Here is a 24,199-nt window from a genome sequence, read left to right as displayed (position 1 = left end):
TAAAATAAAATTCGTACTGAAGAAGTAAATGAAAAAAGTATAATTCAACTAAAAAACTTTTTTTTCAAAATACCACTTCCTTTAACAAGGAAAATAAAATCTTTATTTACAATCAAAACAGCAACCATCATTACATCAACAACATTAACAGCGATAGTATAAAAGCTCCAAAACCACCAGCGCTCTGTTGTTTTCATAAAGTAAAAATCAGAAAATATAAGAATATACAAAAAAGTATTAATGACAAGACCAAAAAAGACATAATAAGCTGCCACACAGAATTTTTTAGAGAAAAAATAGTGACAGAAAAGAATAGAAGAAATCGTCAGTAAATCATAAATTGCCCATTCAATATAAACCCAGACACCAATATCACTCAATGAAATAAAATGATTACTAATAAAATAAGAAACTGCCATCGCACCTGAAGTTAGCAATAAAGATAACTCTTTGCTAACTCCTGATATAAAGAAAAATAGATTTAGGAGAAACCCTAGAACCATACCAATCAGAATGATCGTGTCGAAGTGTAAACCTAGCTCTGTTAGTGTAAAAATATTGTCTTCCTAAAATACATTGTTTATCTAGGGCTTACAGTTATCCGTACAGTGCAGACCGCCGCCGCCTCGAGCCCCCGATACTGTGCGTAAAATATTGATATCTAAAACCTTACCAGAAAACGTTTTATTTTTACTAGTGCTTTGCGATGAGTTTCTACTTTTTAATAACGCTTTAATTACTTTTATCATGATCTTTCCTCAGTTTCGATGCCCGTTTCATGGCACTCCATGCCCGAAGTGTCAAAAAACCAATACCATTGAAATTAAGCAAAGACCAAGCCAAAATGTTAAAAAAATTAACACTTTGGTTAAAAAGCAAAAAACAATACCGATAAATGGTATAATACTATATAACTTACAATTACTTTAGCTACGCAACATACCGACAAGATATGAAATTACTAGCTTTAGAGGTTAACATATACTCCATTGCCACCTCATCACAATTGTCTTTTCTTAAACACAATTCACAATCTTTCATTACCTTTTCAGGTAAACTCTCTTTAGTGCAGTCAGTAAACCCCTGCTTTGTAAAAAAACCTGGCACTCTAGTTAACACTATGATCCGATGAAGCGCTAACCTTTTCGCTTTACACAACAAATAATCAACCAGTTGCTGCCCTTGCCCCTTTGCACTCACCTCAGGATTTATCCCTAATGAACGGATCTCCGCTAACCCTGTATCATAAATATACAAAGAGGCACAGCCTGTGACTTTGCCGTCGACTTCTGTGACTGCAAACTCATTAATAGAGTGCACCATGTCACTTTTTGCCCGAGGTAAATTCTCACCCACTTTGGCCCAATACTGCACTAGACCCGCGATTGCCTCGACATCATTTAAGGTTGCGTCCCTTACCGTAATTTGGCGTTTTTTTTTCGCTGTCTTAATCGCACCACTTACTTGCGGCAAAGATGTGCCACCTAATGCTTGCCGGGCGGCAATACATGCGTCAATTTCTAAAACAGGATATACATCTTCTTCTATCACACTGCATACAGCTTTAAACTCATCTAGCGCCAGTTGCTCTAGATTTACTTGCTTTTCAATCGCAATCTGTACTAACTGGCCAACAATGTGGTGTCCTTCTCGAAAAGGGATCCCCTTCGCAACTAAATAATCAGCAAGCTCGGTTGCATTAGCGTGTCCACCTTGGGCTGCAGATAAAGTACGTTCAGCGTTCACCTTTAAGCCTTTTAAACACGCTTGCGCCATATGAATGCATGCTAACCACGTTGGCATGGCATCAAACAGCCCTTCTTTGTCTTCTTGCATATCTTTATTATAAGCAAGAGGTAACGCTTTTAGGGTCATCATCATGGCACTAAATGCACCAAACACACGCCCTGTTTTACCTCGGATCAATTCAAGGGCATCTGGGTTTTTCTTCTGCGGCATTAATGAAGAACCCGATGTAACATTATCTGCAAGCTCTATGAACCCTGCTTCGCCGGAGTTATAAAAAATTAAATCCTCGGCAAAACGAGATAAATGGATCATAGAAATACTCGCACAGCTTAATAATTCAACCACAAAATCCCTGTCAGAAACTGCATCCAGGCTATTGCGTGATGCCTCACTGAAGCCGAGTTCGCTCGCAAGCGCATTGCGATCAATTGGGTACGCGGTACCTGCTAACGCACCACTGCCAAGAGGGCAAACATTTAAACGTTTGATTGCATCTGTCAAACGCGATTCATCGCGCTCTAACATCTCTACGTAGGCCATGCACCAATGACTAAAGAGTACCGGTTGAGCTCGCTGTAAATGCGTGTAGCCTGGTAAAATGGTTCCTAACTCACGCTCAGCAGTGGCAATAAATTCCGCTTTCAATTCGCCAATAGCACTTAAAATCTGTTCTGCGGTTTGGCGGCTCCATAACCGAAAATCAGTTGCGACCTGATCATTACGACTGCGACCTGTATGCAACTTTTTGGCAAGAGCACCCACTTTCTCAATCAGCATTGCTTCCACATACGAATGAATATCTTCATACCCCGCAGTCGCGACACTTTGTGGACTTTCCTCCACCTCAATAAGTAACTGTTGCAGCGCAACTACCAATTCATGGTGCTCTATATCAGATAAAACATCTACTTGCTTCAGTGCCCCAGCCCATGCAATCGAACCAATAATATCTTGCTCTGCCATTTGATAATCAAATGGCAGAGAATCATTAAATTGTTTAAATGCAGCGTCAGGGCCTGTTGAAAACCGGCCACCCCATAATGCCATCTCTACTCTCCGAACTCAGTACTATTAACTCAACTACTTAGACTTCTTGTTTAAAGTTGCGATTCTGCTAGATAACGAAAACAATCGAATAAACCCTTCTGCATGCGATTGGTCATAAACGTCATCATCACCAAATGTGGCAAAATCTTCACTGTATAAACTATTGACCGATTGTTTTTGCACGGCGTGTACTTGACCTTTATAAAGCTTCAATACCACCTCGCCCGTTGCCAATTCGCAAAGCGCTTCAGCACCGGCTAAAATAGACGCTTTTAGTGGTGTAAACCAACGTCCGTCATAAACTAAATGTGCAAACTCATTCCCCAGTGTCTCTTTCCATTTACGACTTGATTTATCTAAAATGAGTTCATCAATCGCCTGTAATGCAGCCATCATGACCGTACCACCTGGGGTTTCATAACAACCACGAGACTTCATACCAACCAAACGATTCTCGACAATATCTACGCGCCCAACACCATGAGGGGCTGCAATATTATTAAGCTGGACCAGACAGTTGTAGGGGCTATAACGCTCGCCATTTACAGCTACTATTTGGCCTTTTTCGACAGAAACAGAAACAAACTCAGGGGTATCCGGCGCTTCTTCAGGAGAATTTGTCATAGTCCATACTTGATCACTCGGTTGATTCCAAGGATCTTCAAGCTCGCCACCTTCATGAGAAATATGCCATGCATTGGCATCACGACTATAAATCTTTGTGGCTGATGCAGCACATGGAATATCACGCTCAGCGAGGTAGTCGAGTAAAGACTCTCTGCTGGTCAAATCCCACTCTCGCCATGGTGCAATCACCTCAAGATCAGGTGCTAAAGCAGCAAAACAGGCTTCAAAACGAACTTGATCATTCCCTTTACCAGTACAACCATGCGACAGTGCATCAGCACCCACTTTGCGCGCAATTTCAACTTGTGCTTTGGCAATGATAGGTCTTGCCATCGAAGTACCGAGTAAATAAGTGCCTTCATAAATAGCACCCGTTTGTAAGGTAGGGTAAATATAATCGCTGACCATTTCTTCTTTAAGGTCGACGATGTGACACTCAGATGCGCCAGATGTAATGGCTTTTTCTTCCACACCCGCAAGCTCATCGTCGCCCTGACCTACATCAGCAACAAATGCGACGACTTCACACCCGTAAGTTTCTTTTAGCCATGGTACAATTGCTGAAGTGTCTAACCCGCCAGAGTATGCCAGTACGATTTTTTTAAATTTATTCATGATTTTCCTTACACATAATTTGGATTTAACAACGATACCAATAGTGCATTTTGTGCATGCATCCGGTTTTCGGCTTGTTGAATTATTTTTGAATACTTTCCATCCATCACTTCAGACGTGATCTCGTATTCACGGTGAGCGGGTTGGCAATGTAAAACACTGTTCGCGCCAGTTTGCTCAACTAACGCTTTATTAATTTGATAGGGCATAAAAGTCTGTTTTACTTGTTCAAGCGGTGTGCTATCCCCCATAGACACCCACGTATCGGCATATAACACATTAGAGCCCGCAGCAGCCTCCACACGGTCACTGATCAATACTGACGCACCATTAACTGCAGCAATTTGTTCTGCCTGCTTAACAATTTGCGCATCAGGTGAATACCCTTTGGGGCACACAACCACAAAGTCAGTGCCAAGTGTGGCAGCCAATAACATCAATGAATGCGTTACATTATTACCGGCACCTATAAAAGCGAGTTTAAGCTGACTCACATCACCATACACTTCTTTGAGTGTTAAAAAGTCAGCCAATGCCTGACAGGGGTGATATAAGTCACATAAACTATTCACGATTGGGATCGAGGCGTTTTCAGACAGTGTCTTCAGTGTACTGTGTTGATTTACACGCGCCACCAAGCAATCAGCCCAAGTTGATATGTTTAGTGCGAAATCTTGCACCGACTCACGATTACCCATTGCGCCATTTTGTTGGTCTAAATAAACAGCATGTCCGCCCAATTTATTTATGCCAATATCAAATGATAAGCGGGTCCGTAAACTTGGCTTTTCAAATAAAGTCACCACAGATTGGCCAGCTAAGGCTTGGCTGTATTCTTGCGGCTGCTGTTTTATGTTCAGTGCTAAATCAAGCAAAGTTAATGCTTGACTCTTATCTAGCTCAAGGCCAGTTAAAAAATGTGTCATCGTCATCACTATTCCTAAGGTGTAATTTTTGTTCCAACATGTTCCCCATTAACTAGGGCTGCTAGGTTTTGTGGCTTTTGCCAACTTGAGATATACACCCCTCGTCGTAAATGTTGGGCTGCGCGAAGGCTGGTCTTCACTTTGACCTCCATTCCGCCCACGATGACTCCTGTTGCTATAAGTTGTTCAATTTCATGTTCATCTAATTGATGCAGCGATTTTTTTTCAGCATCTAGTACGGCTTCTACATCTGTCATAAAAATCAGTTCAGCGTTTAGTTCACTAGCAATGGCTGCTGCCGCTTCATCAGCATTTACATTAAACAACTGCCCGTCATTTCCAATACCAATGGAGCTAACAACAGGTAACTTCCCCATTGACAGTAGTTCTGGTAGAACGCTGTAACCACCAGTGCCACACTCGCCAACCTGTGCCAAAGCTTTCAGTTTTTGCGTGGTGGTTATGCCTGCTTCATATAAACTACAACCGAAAGGTTGCAAATTTGCGACAATCGCTTGCGCCATAAGCTGCTTATTAGCACACCCTGCAAGTGCACCAATAATATAAGGCATTTGCTCTTTAGGACTTATCCGTAATCCCTGATGTTTTGCACTCGCAAAACCAGCATCGCTAAGCCAGCGATCAACTAAGGCACCACCGCCATGTACCAGCACAAATTGATTTTCTTCCGAATCGGATATGATCTCGGCCATTTTTAAAAACAACTCGCTCGCAGCTTCCTCGGTATTTAAAACGGCGCCCCCCACTTTGATAACCCAGGTTTTCATCAACACACTCCTTTTAAGCCAACGTAGCTGGGCTTTTTATTGACAATATTCATACATTGTAAAGCTTGTCCTGCTGCGCCTTTGAGTAAATTGTCGATAGCAACAACCACAATGAGCTGCTCACCTTGCTGCTGCCAACCAATATCAACATAAGGCTGCTTAACCACACCTTTAATCGTCGGGATCGTGCTGCCTTTTAAGCGAATTAACGGCTCATCCGCTAACACTTGATAAGCCTTCTCTATATCTTCACTACGTGTGCCCGGCTTCAAAGTAAGATAGATGGTTTCTAAAATCCCGCGAGGAAAGTTACCTAAGTGAGGTGTAAACAACACGGGGTGATCTAAATATTGCGCTATTTCAGGGGTATGACGATGTGTAAATAAGCCATAGGGGGCCAACGATACTTCACAAAAGTGCGTCGCAATATTGGCTTTCCTGCCCGCCCCTGTAACACCCGATACGGCATTAATGATCACTTGTTCGTCGGTGAGTAAATTGGCATCTTTTAAAGGTTTGAGAGCATTCAGTGCTGCTGTAGGATAACAGCCAGCCACAGCGATTAACTGTGCATTAGCGATATCTTGAGCATACCATTCAGCCAAGCCATATTGCGCCTGTTCGAGCCACTGCGCATAGGGATGCTCAAAGCCATAATATGTATCGTAGTCACTGGTTTTTGCCAAACGATATCCACCTGACAAATCAAAGACCTTTTTGCCCAAAGCTAAAAATTTTGGGGCTAATTCTACGCTTACTTTATGATCGGTACACAAGCAGACATAATCCGCTTGTTGTTCAATAACTGAAAAAGCCTCTTCAGTTAACGGTAATAAAAGGGTGTCGAGCAAACCCGTGTGTTCTGGATACAACTCGCTCAATAACTTGTCTTTATCCAGACTTTGCTCCGACACATAACAACCCTCTAGGGAGAAATGGGGGTGTTTGGCGACTAAACTGGCAAGCTCTGCGCCACTATATCCACTGGCGCCAATAATCACTACATTCATCATTTTGCTACTTACTCTTAATTATCAATTGCATTTTTATACTTACTGTGGAATTAAATAGTGAATGTATATCGTCGCATGCCAGCCTCTGAAATATATTTATGCTAAAAAAGTGAATTGATATTCATCTTAAACACCTTTACATTGTTATGCAATTACTTTGAATAAATATTTTGGAAAAAATAATGCAAAACCCCAGTTTTTTATCTATGTACACACAATTGATCGCAAGTCCTTCCATTAGTGCATTAGATGAGTCGCTGAATATGAGCAACCTCAGCACCATCAACTTATTGGCAAGCTGGTGCGAAAATTTAGGGTTTACCATAGAGATAACAGAATTAGTGAGTGCACCTGGGAAATACAACTTACTGGCTAAACGTGGCGCCGGTGAAGGCGGGCTTATGTTAGCGGGGCACACTGACACTGTGCCATTTGATGATAGCCAATGGAGCCAAGACCCTTTTAGTCTTGAAATCAAAGATAATAAGTTTTATGGGCTAGGTACTATTGATATGAAAGGCTTTTTTGCCTTTGTAATTGATGCAATAAGTGAGTTCGATCTCAGTAAGCAAACCCAACCTATCTTAATTCTTGCAACTGCGGATGAAGAAACCACGATGGCGGGGGCACAAGAAATAGCCAAACACCCGACCCTAAAGCCTGCGCGCTGTATCATAGGAGAACCGACCGATATGACACCGGTTTTTATGCATAAAGGCCATATGACATCAGCAATTCGTATTGTAGGACGCTCTGGCCATAGCTCAGATCCTGAGCGGGGGTTGAATGCCATAGAGATCATGCACACTGTGATTGCAAAATTGTTGCAACTAAAAGAAGAACTAAAGAATAAATATTCAATCGAGCATTTTGCAATACCTTACCCAACACTCAACTTAGGTCATATTCATGGCGGTGATAACGCCAACAGAATTTGTGGCTGTTGTGAGTTACATATAGACATCCGGCCACTGCCAGGACTTAGTATTCAAGAGCTGCAGCTCTTACTGCTCAATGCAATTAAACCCATTAACGATGAGTTTCCTAACAGTGTATCTGTTGTTGATATGCATGAGCCTATACCCGCTTTTAGTGGTTCAAATGATAATGCACTCGTCAAACTCGCAGAAAAAATATCAGAAGAACAAGCTGTCGCTGTCAATTATTGCACTGAAGCACCTTTTATACAGCAACTTGGTTGCGAAACCATAGTCATGGGGCCCGGCTCAATTAAACAAGCGCATCAGCCTGATGAATACCTCGCAATGGAAAAAATAGAACCGTCGAAAAAAATCATCAGCCAACTTATTCAAAGTTGTTGCTTTGCATAAAGGCGCTAAAACAGCGCTTGTATTTGACGAAATACAAGCGCTTTAAATTGAGGAAGTTACCTCTTAATGGCGCCTTAAATAGGAGAGCCCGGTGGGGTTTTTATTGCTTTGTAATTCACTGGCCACTGCCCAGATACTAAGAAGTACTGCACTTGTTCAGATAAAAACTGCTTAAATGCACTCTCCCCTTTAGAAACATCATTAAATAACCCTGATTGCGTGTAATCCCCCACTAATTGAGTTAAGTAAAAGCGTAGCTGCGCCTGCACTTCTGGGTCTACTTGGTCGCTAATGCTCAAGTCTGCCAGCTTTTTCGCGGTTAAAAACTGCACACGTTGCGCTAGCTTCTTACCCATTACCTGCTGTTCTTTATTATCAAATACGTGGCTGTACGTTTGGCTAAGTAAATCATCTAGACTGAAGGCACTCGGTGATCTCGCACCTTGCTGCGAAATTCGATTCAGTCGTTGTGAATTGAAAAGTAATTTTAAAGTATGGTTGACTGACACTTCAGGCAATGCCATTGCATCAAATGTTAAACCTGTGCGCCCGTATACACTTTCACGTGTCTTTGACTCACCGTACGCCTTAGGCGGCAAGATTGCTAATATTGATTCTGGTATCTGTAATGCACTGACCTCTAAGGTTGCTAGCATGGCAGCTAATGCTTGCTGCTGCTGCGCTTTTGGTACTACCTGTGCACCTTTTACAGGCTGCTCACCACGCACTTCATAGTCATAATCAACCCCACCAATTAGTTTAACCGCAGACTCAACCTGAAAACGATGGAATAAGTACAATGGTACTAACTTTTCTTCAAGCTGAGACAACGCTTCTCCACGTTTTAAATTAGTGATCCCAAACGTACTCAAAGCCTGCTTTCGTACATCGAGTACGCGTAATAGCTCCGCGGATGGATCGTTACCGTTGTCCCACAAGTGTGCCGTTGGATGCGCACCACCTTGTGCTCTTGCATCTCTATCGGAAATAAACTCCAGCCCTTGCGCTCGATTATCTGCCAATATCGCTGCTAATGCTTGCGCTTCATCGCTGGCACCAAAGTCACTATATCCATACTTTACGACTTGCTTATCCCAATCTCCCATACCCTTGGCATAGCCTTGGGTAATATCGAGTTTGCCTTGGCCATCGAAGCCAACCAATGGGTGAGGGTAATCCATCACTGATGCACGTTCTTTTGCTGAAGCAGAGAAATTATGCGCAATCCCCAATGTATGACCAATCTCATGCGCGCTTAATTGACGAATGCGATCAAGTGCCATGGCATGCAAGTTTTTAGTCACTTCGTCCCCTTTGACAAAGGGCGCAGCCAAAGCTTGGGCAATAAGAATATCTTGACGAACACGCAACGAGCCTAACGTAACGTGACCTTTAATGATCTCCCCAGTTCGCGGATCAATAACAGAAGCACCATATGACCAGCCACGCGTTGCTCGATGCACCCATTGGATCACGTTATAACGAATATCCATAGGATCAGCATGCGCTGGCAACATTTTTACTTGAAACGCATTCTTATAGCCTGCCGCCACAAACGCCTCATCCCACCACTGCGCACCTTCTAATAAGGCTGTTTTAACCGGCTCAGGAACACCAGGGTCTAAATAATAAATAATCGGTTTAACTGGCTCACTTACGGCCTGTGTCGGATCTTTTTTCGCTAAACGGTGGCGAGGAATATAGCGCACAAACATCGACTCACTCAAAGGGGCAGAGTAATCTTTATGTTCAATGCTCCAAAAACCTGACTGTGGGTGGAACTTGCGAGGCGTGTAATTACTATCCGGCAGCCTCACTAAAGAGTGATGCTGATGCACCGTTAAGACATGAGGGTCTGCGCTGACTTGACGTACATACTCGCCAGGGTTTTTGCCTTTAAATGTGAGTAATGCTTCTAACTCGGTATTATCAACAAATGCTTTTGAACGCGGCATAAACACCGCACTTCTTGCGCTATCTAAGCTAAAGTTACCTTGCTTTCGCGCCGCTAATGTACGGCTTACACCATGTACATCCGTCAATAAATAAGGGGTGTAATCGACAAGCACACTGTCATTGTCTTCTGCCACTACCTTAAAACCATGCAATACACTCGACGCAAACGCCTCTTTTACGCTTTGCTGTTCGGCCGCGTTGTTTGAGCTTGCTTGATAATACGTATTTAGCGCTCGCAGCATCACTTTGTCACCAAAGCGTTCAAACTGCACCATGTACGTACCGCCTAATTGCCCACGATCTAGGCCAATATCATTTGAACCAACCCCGTATGGCAAGCTATGCTGTAATAAGAATGGCTGTTTAAACTTATCTACATCTAAGTAAATTTTGCCACTGTGGTTATCGGCAAAAAATGAATAATAGCCGGGAAAGTGATTAAGTTTGTCAGTAAACTCATCAATAGACTTAATTGCTGCGTGCGCTTGAGTTATCATAGCGCCTAGCAAAGTGCAGAGAATATAAGGGAGTAACCTAGACTTTTGCATATTCTTACCTTTGTTATTAGAGGTTTTAATGGTCGTAATGCACCTAGTATATAAAATTGTATACAAAGTTCAGCCATTTTAAGACGAAATTCAGCGCGGTTGTTGTTGTCTCTCACATAAATAAGCAACAACCAAAACGTTATCAGGATCAAAAATTATGCGTAGACTGCCCCCGGTGTTAATTGAAGATGGTTGCTCTAGAGAATTACTTTCACTTATTCGTACTATCTTAGCGGCATGTAAAGAAATTTCTTTTCGTGTTGGTCAAGGCGCACTCTCTGGCGTATTGGGCTCAACACTGGATGAGAATATCCAGGGTGAGACTCAAAAGAAGTTAGATGTTTTATCAAATCAACTGCTAAAAGACATTTTACTGGAGTCTGGATACGTCAAAGCCATCGCATCCGAAGAAGAAGATTATACGGTCGCCGGTAACCCTGATGCCGATTATATCGTGGCTTTTGATCCCCTAGATGGCTCATCAAATACCGATATTAACTCTTTAGTTGGCACCATTTTCTCAATTATGGCCGCGCCCAAAGAGGCTGACCCTGCCGACCCTGCTATTTTCATGCAGCCTGGCCACCAGCAAGTTGCTGCCGGCTATGTTTTATATGGCCCGTGCACTACACTTGCACTGACGATTGGTAAGGGTACCCGCATCTTTACCCTTGATAAAACACATGGCAGTTTCTTACTGACAGAAGAGTTTGCCAAAATTCCTGAAGACACACAGGAGTACGCAATTAACGCGTCAAATCAGCGCCATTGGCAACCGGCAATGCAAAACTACATCAATGATTTACAGGCTGGAAGTACTGGCCCGCGAGCAAAAGACTTCAATATGCGCTGGATCGCCGCCATGGTAGGTGATGTGCATAGGGTATTATGCCGCGGTGGTATTTTCACTTATCCTACAGATACGAAAAACCCTGAAAAGCCATACAAATTGCGTTTACTTTATGAAGCTAACCCAATGGCAATGCTCGTCGAGCAGGCCGGTGGCATCGCCCATACTGGTGAGCAACGTATTATGGATATTGCACCAGATGCAATCCACCAACGTGTTGCGGTGATTTTAGGTTCTAAGAATGAAGTAGAAACCTGCCTAAATTACCACAAGTAATTCAGTCTGTTAAAGCTAGTTGAACCGTAGTGTGTGCTGCTATTCAACTAGCTAAGATATGCTTAACTCTGAGCTTTTATATCCATTAACCAATCTGACAATGCTATTTCCCTCCCCACCAAGGCGACTCTTGATAAACCCCAGTCTTGTTGTAACCAATCACATAATGTGTTCGCCAATTGTTGCTCAAGCTGTAACTCTTTTTCATCAAGCCAAAAGTAAAGCTCGCAATCAAATTCAATACTGCGACTCGCATCGACATAAACACTGCCAATACAGGCTCCAGAGAGTATTTTGAACACACTAAATGCAAACGCCTCCCGTTGCTCAAACTCACTTTGATGGTGGGCCAAAGACGCCGTGTTTTCTGCTAATGTCATGTCTGCTTTTGGCCAATTCATTATACCCTTAAAAAAAGCTCGCAGCCTAACCTGGTTGCGCATCACGACCTCGTAGTCCTGTAACGCCACACTTGGCTCTAGCATTACCAGCTTAAAGGTCGCATCCTCGTACTCATCGAACACCGCTCTAGGGCGTAACACACTCATTATCACCGCTTTATGTATCCCTCTATTTAGTTGTCAATCAAGGCTAACAGCTTGCTCACTTTATCCATTGTGAGTACTCCCATTTGCTCTGGGTTGGCTAACGCATAAAGCGCCCCTTCAACCTGTGTATGATCAATATCACCTCTAATTTCTAATAAGTTTGCCCATAACTCTAAATCATCACAGTCTATTTCTAATGATAAAACACGTTGTAATACCGAGCTTAAATCGGCATTCGTTACCGTATAAACTATCTGGCTTTGCTCAAATTGCAACAAAGCTGAAAAGGCATCATTTCGCTGTTCGCTAAAGCCAACCACGGCTTTAATAGCCTCAATATGGGTGAATGTGTTAGTCATTATTAAGTTACCGATATTATTAGATCAAAAAAATCCATCTTCTTTGAACATTAAAACCATTTACGTAAAAACCTAAAAAGCGAGATGTGTTAGTATGCTTCACTTTTGTTTGTTCAGCCTCAGGATATCACCGTATGCTCTGTCATCACTGCCAGCAAATACTCACTTGTAGCAATAGTGAACAATGCTGGTGCATGGACATTCCTAATATTATGCCATTACAAACAGATAAAGGCTGCCTTTGCCGCACCTGTTTAATATCATCTATTCGCCAAAAAATTGAAAACATGGCAAACCAGCCGATCCGCCAGCAGTTAAAGTTGGCAAAACAATACGCCCACTCAAACTCTTTTATTGAAGGGCTTGATTACGACATGGAAGAAGGCTTTATGGTGATGACTCGATGGGCTCATTTAAAACGTGGAAAATGCTGTGGTAATAATTGCCGGCATTGCCCTTACTCAGCACGCTAACTGGCTCGTAAAAGCGCATTGAGAGAATTATCCGGTTCTTTGATATGGCCACATCCCATCATGTAACTGTACAATTCCTCCTCTGAGGTGCAAGCAATATTAATATTGGCCACCAAGCGCCCTTTCGATAACACCATTGCGCGATCACAGACTTCACGAATAAAGGGCATATCATGACTGACCAATAACACAGTTACTCCCTGTGCGCTTATAGTACGAATCACCTCTTGTAATTGCGCCATTTGACTCATACCCAATGCACTACTAGGCTCATCCATCACCACTACTTGAGCGCCAAAATGAATGGCTCGAGCAACCGCAATTAACTGGCGTTCTCCCGCAGATAAATGCTTAACTAAACGGTCTAATTCACGAAATTCACACCCTAGTCGCTCCAATGCACGCCCCGTCAAAAAACGCATTAACCTTTTATCTAACCAGCCCAACATTTTTAAAATTAAATTATCATGATGTAACTCACGACCTAGAAAAAAGTTACTCACCACATCCAATTCATCAATGAGGCCAAAGTTTTGGTGAACTGCTTCAATACCAAGCTTTCTGGCATCTAAAGGACTTAATATTTGCATGGTTTGGTTTTGCCTAACAATATACCCACTATCCATCGTCAGCATACCCGTCAAACATTTAACTAAAGTCGACTTCCCTGCACCGTTGTGCCCTAAAACGGCAATGACCTCCCCTTCATTGGCACTAAATGAAATATCATCAAGCACTTTACAGCCATGTAAGGACTTACTTAATCCAGTAACTGAAATAGCATGTTGCGCAAGTATGTCACTTAGCATTATTTAGCTCCTTATGCACTAAAGTGATAACCATAACCAATACCAGTCCTTTGACGATTAATTGTGTGTTAATAGTAAAACCCAGTAATATTAGGCCATTATTCAGTAAGCCAATTAATAAGGCACCACAGATCACACCCATTACTCGCATTTGGCTTCCTACTAAATGCGTACTACCAATAGCCACCGCGATAAATACATTCAATAAATCAAATTCACCTAACGCATAACGCGCACTTTGCATCCTACCTGCATACAATAACCCTGCAAATGCAGCAAACAACGAGCACATGACTAACGCTAATATACGAATTTTCACCGGACTTATAGTCAGTTGAAGGGCATTTTCTGGTGATTTACCAACGGCTAAAAGATGCCGCCCTAATGTCAAACAATGGACAATTAACCAAGCAACTAACGCCAAAATTGCCACCCAATATAATGAAGTGGGAATGCCCATAAACAGCTCAGAGCCAAACAACATAACAAAGTGCTCATTGGTAATAGGGATAGACTCTAAGCCACTAATTGAACGCGCTATACCTATCATGATACTCATCGTACCTAATGTTACTAACAAGGATGATGTTTTAAGGTACTCAATTAATAGTCCATTGATAACCCCAGCAAAAAGGCCAACACTGAGCGCACCAAAAATAGCAAATACCATGTGAACTTCACGCAATAACAGCCCACAAACAACCGCAGACAAGGACACCACAGCCCCTATAGATACATCAATATGGCGCACTGATAACGCAAAAGATAACCCCAATGCCATCACCATCACCGGAGCTGTTTGACGAATTATGTTGATAAAATTGGCACTGCTAAAAAACCCGGTGTCACGTAACAGAACAGCAAAAATCATCGTCATAACAAATAATAGATAATAAACGAACCACTCTTTTTTTCGTAATAAAGGGTTGAGTGTTCGCCAAGATAAATTTCGTTTCATTCGCAGACCTGCTTTACACTCACAATACACTGTAAGTCATAAGGTAAATTACTGTGAAACGCCAAAGGCCAAACAGTTGCCAGATTGTCTTTAGTCACTAAATCATACTCTGTTGAATTGGCTAGTAGGCCTACATTTCCTTGTTGCTCGTTAATTGCGGTCATAGCCATCGCCACCCCAATGTCATATGGCCTATCAGATACAACGGCATACATATTTCCGCCTTGTGCCATGTCCAATAAAGTGCTTATTCCCAAATCATGACTCACGACTTTTACATTCTTACGGCCCATCAAACGTAATGCTTCAATAACACCTTCAGCCGCTTTTTCCCATGAAACATAAATCGCATCAATGTTTGGCTGCTTAAGTAACATAGCCATGGCAACTGCGCTGGTATCTTGCTCTTGAACAAACCCCTGTTTGGCAACCACTGTAATACCTTGATACGCGTCCAGCGTATCTAAGAATGCACTGTCTCTGTGATTCGTAATAAAGTACTCAGCCTCATGAAAAATCACCCCAACATTGCCTTTATGCGCCACAGCCATATCTATCAACTGCGCAGCCGCACGTCCCATTGCTTGCGTATCCACAGAAATAAACCCGGCAAAATTTTTATGCGCTTTGAGTGACTCGATGGGATTACTCAACAACACTAATTTAGTTCCCGCATCGAGTAACTGCCGATAACCAGAATAGGTTGCAACACTATCAACACTTAAAGACAACACCATCGTAGGACTCAAAGCATCGATGCTTTCTAAGTCAGCCAATTGCTTAACTGGATCGTACTGTGCATCAGTGATGGCAACCACTTCTATGTTGAACCGCGCAAACGTCGCTAACGCACCCCGTGTCACAGCGTCAGTCCATGGGCTACTACTGTGCCATGCCAACGCCGCGGTCTGTTTATTCTGTAGCACAGGTATCACTTGCGCATTCACACTATTAACGACCACCGATATAACGGCTAAACAAGCATAGAACCCTGCCTGAATTAACTTTCTAACACTATGCTGCATATGAAAAAAATATGTATAAAATTTGATACCTAGTGTTATGTATTCAGTCACTTAAATCAATCTGTTTTACTTATTAATTTTTTATTATATTTTTCTGTGCTTTAAAATAGAATATCGTAGTAAACTTTTAGACTATTAAATTCGATATCGATACACAACTCAATGACAGGTTCAGGCTCTTGAAAGGTTCTAATGCAAAACAAAGCAAATTACTAAATTTACGGTTAGTACTCTCACAAATTGTAACGTTAGGGCCACTTTCACGCGCTGATATCGCACGTAACACCCAGCTGACTAAACAAACCATTACCAATATTGTTGATGCACTACTGACTCACAACCTCGTGTCTGAAACTGGTATTAAAAAAGTAGCTGGCGCAGGAAAGCCTTCAACCATGTTGTGCTTAAATCCAAATGCGGGCTATACCTTGGCCATTAGAGTCATAGAGAATGACTATGAAATCGGGCTGTTTAAACTAAATGGCCACTGTATAAATAAGTCCAGCCATACGTCACAGGCAATGACATTAATACAAGACATATGCGCATATTCTGAACAGTTACTACATGACTCATCAATAGATAAGTCCTCTATTTTGGGTGCCGGACTGATTGTGCAAAACAATCAATTAGCCCCTCTCGATGCGCATCAGTTTGCAAAAGACATTCAGACAACCTTAGCCAGTAAAATACGCTTACCTGTTGCACTGAGTAACTGCGCCTCTGCATGCGCCTCATACCAATTATTATTCGGTGAAGCCCGAGAGCTAGACAGTTTCGTATATGCTCACATTGGCGAGCGTATTGAGGCCGCCACTGTGTATGAAAGAAAAGTACTACTTGGGCAAAATGGGATCACGGGTGCATTGGGTGAGCTGTTCATTACTCCGGATCTCACCGCAAAAAAATCGACTCCAGGTCGATTAAATGACTTTTCGTCACTCGGGGCTTTACGCAAAGTATTAAAACAGCCACAGTGCAGCCATCAGGCATTAATCGCACAGCAAAACAGCGATAATAAAAAAATACCTCTTTGGTTAACTCAAGCACAAGAACCGTTGAGAGTCGCTATTCATACTATTGAGTCGCTGCTGAATCCGCAAACAATCATTATTGGCGGTGACACATCTGATTGGTTGTTAGACTCGCTGCTTTCACAATTACGGCCTTTTATTCCGTCTATCTCGCAGCACGGAGAGCGTAAAGTTATTCGTGTGATCAAAGCTCCTGATGTCGCCAATATCGCTTTAAAGGGGTGTTCAACTCTGCCATTGCAAGCTGCGCTAGACCCGAATAGTACAAACACATTAGAAATTACACCGCAACTTGCCTTATCAGAATTACAAACTCTGATCTACCCTTCATAACAGTGAATGGGGAGTTCGCCACTGAGTGCCGAATTCCCCCACTCACTCCATGAGCCATCGTAAACGGATAAATCACGGTACCCACATTCATCCGCAGCAAGCGCCAATATGCATGCCGTCACACCTGAACCACAGCTAAACTGTAAGCTTTTGTCTGTGCACTCCAATCGATTAAAAATAATGTGTAATTCAGCTAAAGGTCGAACTAACCCCCTTTCCGATAATAAAGCGCTGTAATGTAAATTTTTGCTGTTAGGAATGTGACCACCACGCATATCTATTCTAGGCTCGGGCTCACGTCCAGAGAAACGTAGCGGGCTGCGTGCATCAAGTAACAAACAATCACTGTCAGATATAGAGTTAAGCACCTTTTCTTTGTCAATAAAATACGTTCTGGTTATATCAGGTTGCGCTATAAAGTCACCAATTTCGTTTATTTTGCTATATGCTTGCTGAGTTGCATAGCCGCACCGTATCCACTCTGGTAAGCCCCCATCCATAATAAAAACCTGTTCAAACCCCATGCTTTTTAACATCCACCAAGCCCTCGCTGCTGAAAAAAGCCCTCTATCGTCATACACCACTATGGTATCAGTTTGGTTCACACCTAATTGACGCATGTGAGACTGAAATTGGTATTGATCACACATCATATTAGACAGTGCCGTATTCTCTTCAGACAAAGCGTAACTTATATCAAAGCGTTGCGCCCCTTTAACAATTGTAAAAGGCTTATAAGGCTCATCTTGTCCTGGTTTCACAATCCCCGCATCAAACACCATAACACTCTCTAAATGCTTTGCTACCCATGCACAACTTTTCAAGTTTTTCATAAAAGCTCTATGTTATAATTTAACTTCAGATATCATGTACTGTAATATTAAATCGAATAAAAACAGTAATAAACTTACTCATTGCTATGAAAATAATAAACCCGAATCACATTACAGGCCCACTATTAGTCGTGTTACCTAAATTTATTGGGGATGTTATTAATACCCTCCCTGCACTTGAGTTACTGAGTAAGTTATACCCCGAGCAACATATTTATTTACTCGCTCGTCCCCATTTAATCGAATTATTGCAAAAGACAACCATCCCAAATATAAAAATTATTGAAGACAATCGATATAAAAAAGGTCAAAAACAGTCGTTATGGCACTTAGCCAGCCTACTTAAAGGTTATCGTTTTTCATTTGCATTACTGATGAGGGGCTCCCTACGAGAAGCTATTTTATGTAAGCTTACAGGTATTCAGCATGTCATAGGATATGCGCAAAATTTACGTTCAGGTTTTCTCAGTCATGCACTCAAACTCAACCCATGCCATCATTATATTCATCGCTACTGTAGGTTAGTGAATGACACACATGGGCAACCGTTCGATACTTATTCAGCACCGAAATTGCGTTCTAGTCCTCTAAAGAGTCCTTTGCCTGACAACTCGACATTAAAGATCGGGTTATATTTTGGTGGTCAAAATAAAGGGAGCCGTCATTATCCAAAAGAACTTGCTCAACAAGTAATTACACAGCTTACCAAACAACTTCAGTGCCAATTTTATGTTTTTGGAGATCAGAGCGAAAGTCAAGATAACGCATGTTTACAACATGCTCACTACCATCATGAGATCCAAGTAACAGACCTCAGTGGTAAAACAACCTTACCCATACTTATTGATAGCATTGCGGTAATGGATTTAATGATAAGCATTGATTCTGGGCCTATGCATATGGCCTGTGCCGTCGGTACTCCATGTATTGCATTGATCGGTTTTGGTACATCACCTTGGTCTATTGTTGAACCTAAAAATGATAATTTCATTGCCATTAGAAATAATAGTACCAGTCTCATTGAGTCAAACATTATTACCTCAATTACGCCACATAGTATTGTTAAAGCAGGGCAAGCGTTACTAAAGCGTTAACATTCCCAATCTTCCATCCTTTTTGGTATTATCTATCAAATTTATTTTACGTAGTATCGATATGTCACTACCAATTTTTGTTATTAATATGAAGAGCAGCGCCGAGCGTTGGCAGAAAACTCATAGCAGACTGCATAGCTTAGGCTTAGAGTGTGTGAGATTTGAAGCAACCGTAGGAAAATCACTGAGCGAAGCTGAAATCTCAACATGGTATGATGCTGACGCTAATTTACGTAAACACCATAGAAATATGACTCCAGGCGAAATAGGTTGCTACATTAGCCATATGCGTGTGTGGCAGCATATACACAATAAAAATATTCCAGCGGCTATCATTTTAGAAGATGACCTAATCATTGAGGAACATCTCAGTAAAACAATCGACCAATTAAACATGCTCAACAACTGGGATATGATCAAGTTATCTGATAATCGAGCAAACCCTTTTATTGAAAGTTTCACTTTAGCCACACCACTAACACTAGGCAATTACTTTAAGGTCCCCAATGGGACCCAAGGCTATGCTATTAGCTTATCTGGCGCTAAAAAGCTTTTACAACGTAAACCTTTTTTCAGACCTGTAGACGTTGATATCCAATTTCATAGTGAAGTAAATCTAAATTTAGTCGGAATTAAGCCATACCCTCTCAGTGAAGACCTCTCTTTTATAAGCGAAATTGCAAACGCGAATGCTGGGGCTCATTCTAATAGAAGCACCTTTTTACGAAATGCTAAACACCGAATAGCCATGTATTTACAACGTAAAAAAATCTCTGGAGATTTGAGCAAAGTCATTAAATCTCGATGATTTTACTGCGTAATGGGGCGAGTTTAGCGAGTACTTTATTTTGTATTTGATAAGGGATATGTGCATCAGTCATCACATTGATGAATAATTCAACCACCAGATTGAAATCTCGTTCATTAATATTCATCCCTGTGTGTATTTGCACCATTGAATCGCCGTTATATTCACAGGGTCCCTCTAATAAAGCACACATATGATTAATAAAGCCAGCTCTAAAGTGCGATATATTACTGTCTGAAAAGTAATGAATAATTTGTGAGTTAGCCCCGATCCGTAGAATAAACGCATCTATAACGTGTTCAATTTTGGCCTGACCACCAAATTGTTGGTATAACGAATTACGCTTATGAAGCGTCTGACACCCAAATAGACTTATGAGAGTAATGCATAAGGTCACGCTTCTAAAAAAACGTTGCATCAGCTTAAAAGTACCCCGTAATTGACACATACACCCCTTTTTGTGATTTAGACCTAGCGATTGAGCCAAAATTTAACCAAGCAGCGGTCACTGTCATCGATTTATTAGGAAACCAAGCCAAAAAAGCAGTACGCCAATGTGATTCCCCAAGCCCAAGGTTTTGAGATTTTTCTTTAAATTCATAGCCAACGGCCATATGTGGAGTCAGGAAAATTGCAGAACTTGCTTCAAAGTGCCAACGGCTCGAGTGCTCAGGCCCTCCATAACCTAACAAACCATTTTGATTCGCTTCACTATATCGCGTAGTCACATTCCAAAACCAGTGATACCCTGCGATCGCGCCTAATTGTAACTTACTTACTGCGAAATAAAGATCATTGCCTTGCGATTCAGATGCGCCCAGCTGCTGGGCAACTGCATCATCAGACAATGACTTGTGCATAACTCCCACGCTCATTTGCGGCCAACGGCTATAAACAACATCACCATACAATCGTACTTTCATACCCAATACAGACTGCTTGATCATCGTATCCGTCGCGACTACCGGAAAAGCTTGTTCAGCAACACTGAGTTCTAACCTATCGAATAAATTAAGCTGCGCTCCGCATACATTCAGACGATAATCACTGAGCGCCGCGCCACTACAAAACGCACTCCCTCCCCACTCATCGTCACTTGCATAATTCGATAATTGCGCCCAAGGCACTATTCCGCCACCAGCACTGCCATCAATTGATGAAGTGCCCGGTGTGGCCAATAGCTTACCTTCAGCAGCCTTCGCTTCTATAAAAAGCCCAAACAGTAAGGTAACGTATTTAGCCCACCTCATGATAACGGCCCAACCACTTGGAAAAATCCGCGGCAGCTAAAGGACGGCTCAAATGATAACCTTGGGCATAATCACATTTCATCTGCTCTAATAAATCCAGTGATGGTTGATTTTCTACGCCTTCAGCAACCACACAAAACCCTAATTGATGCCCTAAAGTGATTGTAGAGTGAACAATACACTGATCTTGATGAGACTCGTCCAATTTTAAAATAAAGACTTTATCCAGTTTCAATTCGTCAATAGGTAACATTTTCAAACGCCCTAACGAAGTTTGGCCCACACCATAATCATCTAAAGAAATCATCACTCCTAACGATTTAAGTGCTTTTAACACCGCAATGCCTTTCGCCTCATTCTCAATCATATCTCGCTCGGTTAGCTCAATGGTGATGAGATTCGCTGGCACATTATTATCAGCTAATATCCGCTTCAAATGCGGTAAAAAACCATCGTCGGCAATATCTTGTGCAGATACATTAATGGCTGCTTTCATTGTCAAACCTTGTGATAACCATTCACTCACTTGCATCACAACAGTGCCGACTACCCATTGAGTTAATTCAACGATTAACCCTGACTGCTCCGCTAAATCAATGAATAACTCGGGCGAGACCCAATCCCCGTTACTGCGTTTCCAACGAATGAGTGACTCTACTTTATCGATTTGTTGATTATTTAAATTGAGCTTAGGCTGGTACGTCATAAATAATTGCCCATCATCGGCAATCAAGGCTTGTTTAAGTTCATCAATGATCTGTAATCGTTCTAGGTGTTCTTCATCTTCGCCATCTTGATAATAGTAAACTTCATCACCCGCATGCGCTGCAGTATCGACCGCTATTAATGCTCTACGGATCAAATCATCAGGGGTCTGTGCTTGTTCAGGATAGCAAACCACACCGACGCTAAAACGCAGGGTAATATCAAGCCCTTGAATGGTATAGCAATCAGTCAGCAAGCTCAGTAATTGAGTTACACACGCCTGCTTCGTGCTGCCAGGCTTTGCTGATAACACCGTTAAAAATTCATCCCCTCCCAAGCGTGCATTAAACCCTTTCATTGCTTCTGTGACACTTTTCATCCGCTCAGCTACAGCCTGAATACAACTGTCACCAACTCGCGGTCCTAACTTATCATTGATATGACGCAAACCTTTAATATCAATGGCCACTAAGTAAAATTGTTCAGAACCAGATAAATGCTTGCTTAATAAATCCAACGCAGCAGAACGGTTATAAAATCCAGTAAGGTTATCGTGACGTGCTTGAAAACGAATTTGCTTCTCACGCGTTTGAATGTCTTCACCCATCTCGTGGAATGCATCCACCAGTTCACAAATTTCTTTACTGGGTTTGGTCTCAGTAAGCGTGGCCAAATAATTACCTTGTGCGAACTGCTTCGCCATCACCGTAAGTTGTTGAAGCGGTGTCGTTAAGTTATTTGCCAATATACCGCTGGCAATAAAACCTAAAACAATCGTACCGCAAGATAACAGAATAATGGTGAGAACCAATTGGTCAAACTCTTGGTAATGACGACTCAAATCAGCACTTAATACCACACTGATCGGGTTACTTTCTAACGCGGCTAAAGGTACCTCTGCACTAATAAATACCGGATGTTCTTTAAACCAACGGTTAATTCTTTGGCCATGAATGTACCCCAATAAATCTTGCTCAGACGGATATTCCATTATAGAGCTGGCTTTCAAACCACTGGCATGGCCAATAAAGCTCATTTCCATACTGGTGAGGTCTTTTAGTTCCAATGCAACGGTTTCATCAATAGCAAAACCGACAATGCTAAATGCAATTGTTCTAGGTGCTTTTATAGGTAGAATAATGGCTTGATAGAGTTTGCCGCTGATCACAATGAAAGTCGAACGTTCACCATTTGCCAGTAAGTCTTTCATCAACGCACGGCTATCATCAGGGAGCACAATATCAGCTTGATTTGCCGATATCATCTTGCCACGTACATCAAGCAACAGCATTAAATCTGCGTCAATACGCTGACTGTGGTTGTATAACACACTGCGAATGGTATCAGCATCTCGGGTTGCAACAGCTTGTTTAAACCCAAAATCAGCCGTCAATACAGTGGCCGCGGTCACCAATAAACGTTCTTTGGCTTTTAAATACTGCTGGTAAACATTCTGTGCCACTTTTAAATCTTGCTGAACCTGTCTTTCGTTAAAATGGCTAGTCGACCACCAAAAGCTCACTAAACTTGCCATTGAGGTCAGTAAAACCAAGCCCACACACAATAAAATGATACGGTTTTTTAAACTAGTGCCCATGATGTTCCTTAAATACTTCACCAAAGGTGTTACGCGGTAAAGGTACTGACGTTGTAATTATTATTTTTTGATGTCGCTGCCGAATAGGCCAGTTGAACTCAATACGCTCACTAATATCTCGCGCTTGCCTTTCATGCCATACAGTATAACGCTGTGTAAAATCAGGCAGTTCTATATTACCCAGCGCATTACTCACATAAACTGATTGACTATCAGCCACATAAATATAGCCAACCATCGAATCATGAATATTGCAACCTAACACAACTATCCCACTTTGTTCAAAATTGATGGGGGCTTTAGGCGTACCTGCATATAATTTTAGCTCAAAGGGCTTTGTTTTTGAAAAAGAGTAAACATGATGACGAATATCATCACTATTGGGAAACCGCACAGCTTGCCCTTTATTAATGGTTAATAACCGAGGAGAAAAACGCTTACCCACTTGATCCATAACGGCAATTGTAGTGTCTGCGGCCATGGCAATGTCATGCTCTATCTCCACCACAGCACCTTGTAATGGTTGACCGTTTTGATCTGTTATCTGTAGTGTTTTTGCACACACATGCGCAGCCGTAAGACTGATAAAACACAAAATAATAACAGTACGAGTAACAAACATGAAAGGCTGACCTTGCCATCAGAGT

The 24,199-nt window shown here is 41.9% G+C and carries 24 protein-coding genes; 6 read left to right on the top strand and 18 right to left on the bottom strand.

The features are described 5' to 3' along the window. Positions 1 to 44: 44 nt before the first annotated feature. From BGP78_RS03130 to argC, 7 genes are all read right to left on the bottom strand, one after another. Complete coding sequence (locus tag BGP78_RS03130) at positions 45 to 437, bottom strand: hypothetical protein (protein WP_182912205.1); 393 nt, start codon at positions 435 to 437, stop codon at positions 45 to 47. A 147-nt stretch (positions 438 to 584) separates the two neighbouring features. Further along, entirely contained in the window at positions 585 to 749 is a 165-nt protein-coding gene (locus tag BGP78_RS22585; RefSeq protein ID WP_182912204.1) for a hypothetical protein, read from the bottom strand. Between the two features lie 181 nt (positions 750 to 930). Continuing rightward, a complete protein-coding gene (argH, locus tag BGP78_RS03125; protein ID WP_119860026.1) occupies positions 931 to 2,796 on the bottom strand; it encodes an argininosuccinate lyase in 1,866 nt (621 codons plus the stop codon). Positions 2,797 to 2,829: 33 nt separating this feature from the next. After that, on the bottom strand, positions 2,830 to 4,038 hold the full coding sequence (locus tag BGP78_RS03120) for an argininosuccinate synthase (protein ID WP_119860025.1): 1,209 nt from the start codon (positions 4,036 to 4,038) through the stop codon (positions 2,830 to 2,832). A gap of 8 nt (positions 4,039 to 4,046) precedes the next feature. After that, on the bottom strand, positions 4,047 to 4,970 hold the full coding sequence (locus tag BGP78_RS03115; RefSeq protein ID WP_404936033.1) for an ornithine carbamoyltransferase: 924 nt from the start codon (positions 4,968 to 4,970) through the stop codon (positions 4,047 to 4,049). 8 nt (positions 4,971 to 4,978) lie between these two features. Continuing rightward, a complete protein-coding gene (gene argB, locus BGP78_RS03110; protein WP_119860024.1) occupies positions 4,979 to 5,758 on the bottom strand; it encodes an acetylglutamate kinase in 780 nt (259 codons plus the stop codon). Next, entirely contained in the window at positions 5,752 to 6,762 is a 1,011-nt protein-coding gene (gene argC, locus BGP78_RS03105; protein ID WP_119860084.1) for an N-acetyl-gamma-glutamyl-phosphate reductase, read from the bottom strand. Before argC ends, argB begins: the two co-directional genes overlap by 7 nt. A gap of 185 nt (positions 6,763 to 6,947) precedes the next feature. On the opposite strand from argC, the gene argE reads away from it, so the two are divergent. Next, the gene (gene argE / locus BGP78_RS03100; RefSeq protein WP_119860023.1) at positions 6,948 to 8,096 is read left to right on the top strand and encodes an acetylornithine deacetylase; all 1,149 of its coding nucleotides are present in this window, start codon (positions 6,948 to 6,950) and stop codon (positions 8,094 to 8,096) included. Positions 8,097 to 8,170: 74 nt separating this feature from the next. Here the strand turns inward: argE and BGP78_RS03095 are convergent, their stop codons facing one another. Next, positions 8,171 to 10,600: a zinc-dependent metalloprotease gene (locus BGP78_RS03095; protein WP_119860022.1), complete on the bottom strand. Its 2,430-nt coding sequence runs from the start codon at positions 10,598 to 10,600 to the stop codon at positions 8,171 to 8,173. 157 nt (positions 10,601 to 10,757) lie between these two features. Between BGP78_RS03095 and BGP78_RS03090 the strand changes: the two genes are divergently transcribed. Beyond that, the gene (locus tag BGP78_RS03090; RefSeq protein WP_119860021.1) at positions 10,758 to 11,726 is read left to right on the top strand and encodes a class 1 fructose-bisphosphatase; all 969 of its coding nucleotides are present in this window, start codon (positions 10,758 to 10,760) and stop codon (positions 11,724 to 11,726) included. Positions 11,727 to 11,788: 62 nt separating this feature from the next. Here the strand turns inward: BGP78_RS03090 and BGP78_RS03085 are convergent, their stop codons facing one another. Together BGP78_RS03085 and BGP78_RS03080 are read right to left on the bottom strand one after the other, a co-directional pair. Continuing rightward, positions 11,789 to 12,274: a hypothetical protein gene (locus BGP78_RS03085; RefSeq protein WP_119860020.1), complete on the bottom strand. Its 486-nt coding sequence runs from the start codon at positions 12,272 to 12,274 to the stop codon at positions 11,789 to 11,791. Positions 12,275 to 12,300: 26 nt separating this feature from the next. After that, entirely contained in the window at positions 12,301 to 12,633 is a 333-nt protein-coding gene (locus tag BGP78_RS03080) for a hypothetical protein (RefSeq protein WP_119860019.1), read from the bottom strand. Between the two features lie 194 nt (positions 12,634 to 12,827). On the opposite strand from BGP78_RS03080, the gene BGP78_RS03075 reads away from it, so the two are divergent. After that, positions 12,828 to 13,106 carry a DUF5522 domain-containing protein gene (locus tag BGP78_RS03075; RefSeq protein ID WP_119860018.1) on the top strand — a complete coding sequence of 93 codons (279 nt, stop codon included), beginning with the start codon at positions 12,828 to 12,830 and terminating at the stop codon, positions 13,104 to 13,106. On the opposite strand, the gene BGP78_RS03070 is transcribed toward BGP78_RS03075, so the two are convergent. The 3 genes from BGP78_RS03070 to BGP78_RS03060 are packed head-to-tail and all read right to left on the bottom strand — an operon-like array spanning position 13,103 to position 15,898. Beyond that, positions 13,103 to 13,915 carry an ATP-binding cassette domain-containing protein gene (locus BGP78_RS03070; protein WP_119860017.1) on the bottom strand — a complete coding sequence of 271 codons (813 nt, stop codon included), beginning with the start codon at positions 13,913 to 13,915 and terminating at the stop codon, positions 13,103 to 13,105. The genes BGP78_RS03075 and BGP78_RS03070 overlap by 4 nt on opposite strands. Beyond that, positions 13,905 to 14,873, bottom strand: coding sequence for an ABC transporter permease (locus BGP78_RS03065; RefSeq protein WP_119860016.1), 969 nt, complete (start codon positions 14,871 to 14,873; stop codon positions 13,905 to 13,907). The genes BGP78_RS03070 and BGP78_RS03065 overlap by 11 nt, the downstream gene beginning before the upstream one ends. After that, positions 14,870 to 15,898: a substrate-binding domain-containing protein gene (locus BGP78_RS03060; protein WP_259386133.1), complete on the bottom strand. Its 1,029-nt coding sequence runs from the start codon at positions 15,896 to 15,898 to the stop codon at positions 14,870 to 14,872. The genes BGP78_RS03065 and BGP78_RS03060 overlap by 4 nt, the downstream gene beginning before the upstream one ends. Positions 15,899 to 16,077: 179 nt before the next feature. Between BGP78_RS03060 and BGP78_RS03055 the strand changes: the two genes are divergently transcribed. Next, the gene (locus tag BGP78_RS03055; RefSeq protein WP_259386132.1) at positions 16,078 to 17,265 is read left to right on the top strand and encodes an ROK family transcriptional regulator; all 1,188 of its coding nucleotides are present in this window, start codon (positions 16,078 to 16,080) and stop codon (positions 17,263 to 17,265) included. Here BGP78_RS03055 and BGP78_RS03050 read toward each other — a convergent pair. Next, positions 17,253 to 18,098: a sulfurtransferase gene (locus BGP78_RS03050; RefSeq protein ID WP_119860014.1), complete on the bottom strand. Its 846-nt coding sequence runs from the start codon at positions 18,096 to 18,098 to the stop codon at positions 17,253 to 17,255. The genes BGP78_RS03055 and BGP78_RS03050 overlap by 13 nt on opposite strands. A gap of 86 nt (positions 18,099 to 18,184) precedes the next feature. Between BGP78_RS03050 and BGP78_RS03045 the strand changes: the two genes are divergently transcribed. Next, positions 18,185 to 19,192 carry a glycosyltransferase family 9 protein gene (locus BGP78_RS03045; protein WP_119860013.1) on the top strand — a complete coding sequence of 336 codons (1,008 nt, stop codon included), beginning with the start codon at positions 18,185 to 18,187 and terminating at the stop codon, positions 19,190 to 19,192. Positions 19,193 to 19,253: 61 nt separating this feature from the next. Next, positions 19,254 to 20,000 (top strand): glycosyltransferase family 25 protein, encoded by a 747-nt coding sequence (locus tag BGP78_RS03040; RefSeq protein ID WP_119860082.1) that lies wholly within the window; start codon positions 19,254 to 19,256, stop codon positions 19,998 to 20,000. On the opposite strand, the gene BGP78_RS03035 is transcribed toward BGP78_RS03040, so the two are convergent. The 4 genes from BGP78_RS03035 to BGP78_RS03020 are packed head-to-tail and all read right to left on the bottom strand — an operon-like array spanning position 19,987 to position 24,174. Beyond that, positions 19,987 to 20,448 carry a group 1 truncated hemoglobin gene (locus tag BGP78_RS03035; RefSeq protein WP_259386130.1) on the bottom strand — a complete coding sequence of 154 codons (462 nt, stop codon included), beginning with the start codon at positions 20,446 to 20,448 and terminating at the stop codon, positions 19,987 to 19,989. The two genes, BGP78_RS03040 and BGP78_RS03035, sit on opposite strands and share 14 nt — an antisense overlap. Then, entirely contained in the window at positions 20,423 to 21,250 is an 828-nt protein-coding gene (locus tag BGP78_RS03030; protein ID WP_119860012.1) for a DUF3034 family protein, read from the bottom strand. The genes BGP78_RS03035 and BGP78_RS03030 overlap by 26 nt, the downstream gene beginning before the upstream one ends. Next, complete coding sequence (locus tag BGP78_RS03025; protein WP_119860011.1) at positions 21,237 to 23,552, bottom strand: EAL domain-containing protein; 2,316 nt, start codon at positions 23,550 to 23,552, stop codon at positions 21,237 to 21,239. Before BGP78_RS03025 ends, BGP78_RS03030 begins: the two co-directional genes overlap by 14 nt. Continuing rightward, a complete protein-coding gene (locus tag BGP78_RS03020; RefSeq protein ID WP_259386129.1) occupies positions 23,542 to 24,174 on the bottom strand; it encodes a methylamine utilization protein in 633 nt (210 codons plus the stop codon). Before BGP78_RS03020 ends, BGP78_RS03025 begins: the two co-directional genes overlap by 11 nt. Positions 24,175 to 24,199 lie beyond the last annotated feature (25 nt).

Origin of the sequence: Pseudoalteromonas sp. MSK9-3, assembly GCF_003590335.1 — a bacterium.
Lineage (GTDB): Bacteria > Pseudomonadota > Gammaproteobacteria > Enterobacterales > Alteromonadaceae > Pseudoalteromonas.
Note: the sequence above shows the minus strand (reverse complement) of the source record. Positions and strands in the feature narration are given on the sequence as shown.